General features: G+C 35.7%; 5 protein-coding genes. 4 read left to right on the forward strand and 1 reads right to left on the reverse strand.

The window, feature by feature from the left end; translation table 11 throughout:
• Positions 1-55 precede the first annotated feature (55 nt).
• On the reverse strand, positions 56-721 hold the full coding sequence (locus tag B5D46_RS11820) for an HMA2 domain-containing protein (RefSeq protein ID WP_078929626.1): 666 nt from the start codon (positions 719-721) through the stop codon (positions 56-58).
• Between the two features lie 191 nt (positions 722-912).
• Here B5D46_RS11820 and B5D46_RS11825 point away from each other — a divergent pair, with 191 nt between their 5' ends.
• From B5D46_RS11825 to B5D46_RS11840, 4 genes are read left to right on the forward strand one after another with little or no spacing between them, the layout of a single operon-like run.
• Entirely contained in the window at positions 913-1401 is a 489-nt protein-coding gene (locus B5D46_RS11825) for a GNAT family N-acetyltransferase (protein ID WP_078929627.1), read from the forward strand.
• Between the two features lie 9 nt (positions 1402-1410).
• Positions 1411-1944 carry a nitroreductase family protein gene (locus B5D46_RS11830; RefSeq protein ID WP_078929628.1) on the forward strand — a complete coding sequence of 178 codons (534 nt, stop codon included), beginning with the start codon at positions 1411-1413 and terminating at the stop codon, positions 1942-1944.
• A 3-nt stretch (positions 1945-1947) separates the two neighbouring features.
• The gene (locus tag B5D46_RS11835) at positions 1948-2211 is read left to right on the forward strand and encodes a TIGR04076 family protein (protein WP_078929629.1); all 264 of its coding nucleotides are present in this window, start codon (positions 1948-1950) and stop codon (positions 2209-2211) included.
• A 17-nt stretch (positions 2212-2228) separates the two neighbouring features.
• On the forward strand, positions 2229-2513 hold the full coding sequence (locus tag B5D46_RS11840; protein WP_074841800.1) for a Dabb family protein: 285 nt from the start codon (positions 2229-2231) through the stop codon (positions 2511-2513).
• Positions 2514-2730 lie beyond the last annotated feature (217 nt).

The raw sequence follows: 2730 nt of genomic DNA on the forward strand, positions 1-2730 counted from the left end.
TCCCTTTTAGAAAGACCGAGATGTTTTTGCATCTCGGTTTTTTCGTATCTGAATACTATCTTTTTGTTAATCCTTCGATAGCCTTATATCCGAACCATATAAGCTGTGGTCCTACCGGAATTTGATTTCTGGTAAATAACTTATAGCCTCCCCATGCAATGCAGACGGTTGCCACTATTCCAGAAAGTCCACTCAGATTTATCGAAGTGAGTAGAGAAGGGAGTAGTGAGGTTGCTTTACCACCTTTCATTCCCATCCCTTTGCTCATTCCTTTCCCTAATGCAGCAGCACCTTTTCCTCCAGCTAAGGCTGTCGTAGCACTCATTGCTGTTTTGGCTAATCTTTGTCCTTTTCTCTGTCCTTTCTTTTCTGCGGAAGCCTTGTTTTCATTTAATTTTTTACTCTGTTCATTGAGAGCATTCATCATTTCATCGATCTTTTCTTCTGCGCATGTATATTCCAGAAGCATAGATCCAGTGACATTATTGATAGTTAGTTTTTTTAATAACTTGCTGGAGTCTATTTTCTCCTTTAAAGCAGTTGCAAATTTTTCCTGTTTTAAAAGCTCACTCCTGTAACGACGTCTTCCTTTTATTTGAGATACGCAGGAGAATTTGATTTTATCTTTTGAAAATGCTTTTAATGGATGTATGTTAATCAGTCCCTGAATTAAAGGAAAAGCTGTAGTAATAATCATCATTGGGTTAACTGCTTTTTTCATTTCTAATCTCCAGAGATCCTTTTTGGTGAATTTTTGTAATAATGTATTAATTGATTGTTGTACATTAGTTTTTTTCTTACACAATATTATAGAATAATAGTGTAATTTTGCTTTTGTACCGTTTTTATTTGCTAAAAATCTGTTCGAGTACAAATATACTTTTTTTTACTGATTATAATTTTTTTCAAGAAATGATTAGAAAAGCTACTTTAGATGATGTTGCTTCTATAAACAAAATCTACAATCATGAGGTTATAAATACTACAGTAACCTTTGATACACAGCCTCGTGATGAGTCAGCTGGAATTAAATGGTTTCTAGCTCACAATGATTCTAATCATCCTATTTTCGTCGCTGTTATAGAAGATCTTGTTGTAGGGTACTGTTCTCTTTCTCCATATCGTTTTTTAGATGCATATGCACAGACTGTTGAAATATCTCTATATGTCCATAAGGATTTCAGAAAGCAGGGAATCGGAAGAGAACTTTGCAGATATGTTCTGGATTATGCAAAGAATAGAGATGATATCCATAATATAATTGCAGTTATCACTACTGATAATGATAAAAGCATAAATCTTTTTAAATCCTTCGACTTTGAGGATGGCGGTACCATTCCTCAGACAGGAAAGAAATTTGGAAAATTACTATCTATTACCAATCTCTATAAGATTATTTAGGAGTCAATCATGGAATCCGTTCTAAACTGTATCAAAACAAGACGCTCTGTCAGAAAGTACAAGGATCAGGCTGTACCAAAAGAGCTTCTAAAGCAGATTGTTGAAGCTGGCCTATATGCTGCTTCAGGAAAAGGAAAACAGGCTCCTGTTATTATCACAATTACCAATAGAGATCTAATTACAGAAATTACTCAGGTAAACGCTGAGATTATGGGAAGCCCTAATACTGATACATTCTACGGAGCTCCAGTAGTCATTTTAGTAGCAGGTTCTCTTAAGGCAAATGATAAGACCGCGTTTGCTGATGGCACTTTAGCTTTAGGCAATATGATGATTGCTGCTCATGCTTTAGGTTTAGGTTCATGCTGGATCAACCGTGCTAAGGAAGGATTATCTTATGATGTTTATAAGGATATCTTCCATTCTTTAGGTTTAAATGCAGAGGATTTTGTTGGAGTAGGTCATCTGGCTTTAGGCTATCCTGAAGGAGATTTACCTGTAGCAGCTCCTCGTCTTCCAATGAGAGAGTTTTACATTGATTAGAAAATGGCTAGACCTGCTATAAAAATAACTATAATAGATAGACTAGGAAAACATCCATGTCATAGAGGTCATAAAGTTGGTGATACTTTTGACTTTGATTCAGAGCGTGGTAAGCTTTGTCCTATGGCTTGTCATGTTGCTTTCCCTTATATCGATATTCTTCGGTATGGAGGAAAGATACCTCATCAGGAGGACGGTTGTGCAACTTTCTGCTGTCCTGATGTTGATACTATAAATGTATTTAAGATAGAAAAAATCGACAGATAAAACTTTAAGGTGGAATCATGATTAAACATGTAGTTATGTGGAAATTCAAAGAGGGAACCGAGGCTCAGATGAATCAGTTCCTGGATGGATTAAGAGGGCTTGTAGGACAGATTGAGGTCCTAAAATCATTAGAGGTTGGTGCTAATATCAATCCTAAGGAGAAGTTTTCAGCATCACTAATATGTGAGTTTGATTCAATGGAAGATTTAAATTCCTATGCAACAGACCCTCGTCATGTTGCTGTTGCAAGTATCTGCAAAGACATTACCTTAGAGCGTGTCGCTGTAGATTTCGAAGAATAATTCCTGCCAGCTCTGCTTCATGCAGAGCTTGTATTAAATTCATTTTTTTATAAAATAATTTTTTTGATATAAGTTCCATCCTTTGAATGGATTTCTTGCTCTATCTATCTTTTGCTAATATATATCATACCTAGGATCTTAAGAAATTTATTCTAGGATCCTCATAAATTAAAGGATATGCAACTGTTACCAGTTGCGATCCGTTGCTGAATTAGTT

Origin of the sequence: Succinivibrio dextrinosolvens DSM 3072 (genome assembly GCF_900167015.1) — a bacterium.
Taxonomy (GTDB): Bacteria; Pseudomonadota; Gammaproteobacteria; order Enterobacterales; family Succinivibrionaceae; genus Succinivibrio; species Succinivibrio dextrinosolvens.

What these genes read in the sequence shown, in the direction of transcription:
- B5D46_RS11820 (WP_078929626.1), bottom strand. Translation starts at nt 721, where the DNA reads ATGAAAAAAGCAGTTAACCCAATGATGATTATTACTACAGCTTTTCCT.
- B5D46_RS11825 (WP_078929627.1), top strand. Translation starts at nt 913, where the DNA reads ATGATTAGAAAAGCTACTTTAGATGATGTTGCTTCTATAAACAAAATC.
- B5D46_RS11830 (WP_078929628.1), top strand. Translation starts at nt 1,411, where the DNA reads ATGGAATCCGTTCTAAACTGTATCAAAACAAGACGCTCTGTCAGAAAG.
- B5D46_RS11835 (WP_078929629.1), top strand. Translation starts at nt 1,948, where the DNA reads ATGGCTAGACCTGCTATAAAAATAACTATAATAGATAGACTAGGAAAA.
- B5D46_RS11840 (WP_074841800.1), top strand. Translation starts at nt 2,229, where the DNA reads ATGATTAAACATGTAGTTATGTGGAAATTCAAAGAGGGAACCGAGGCT.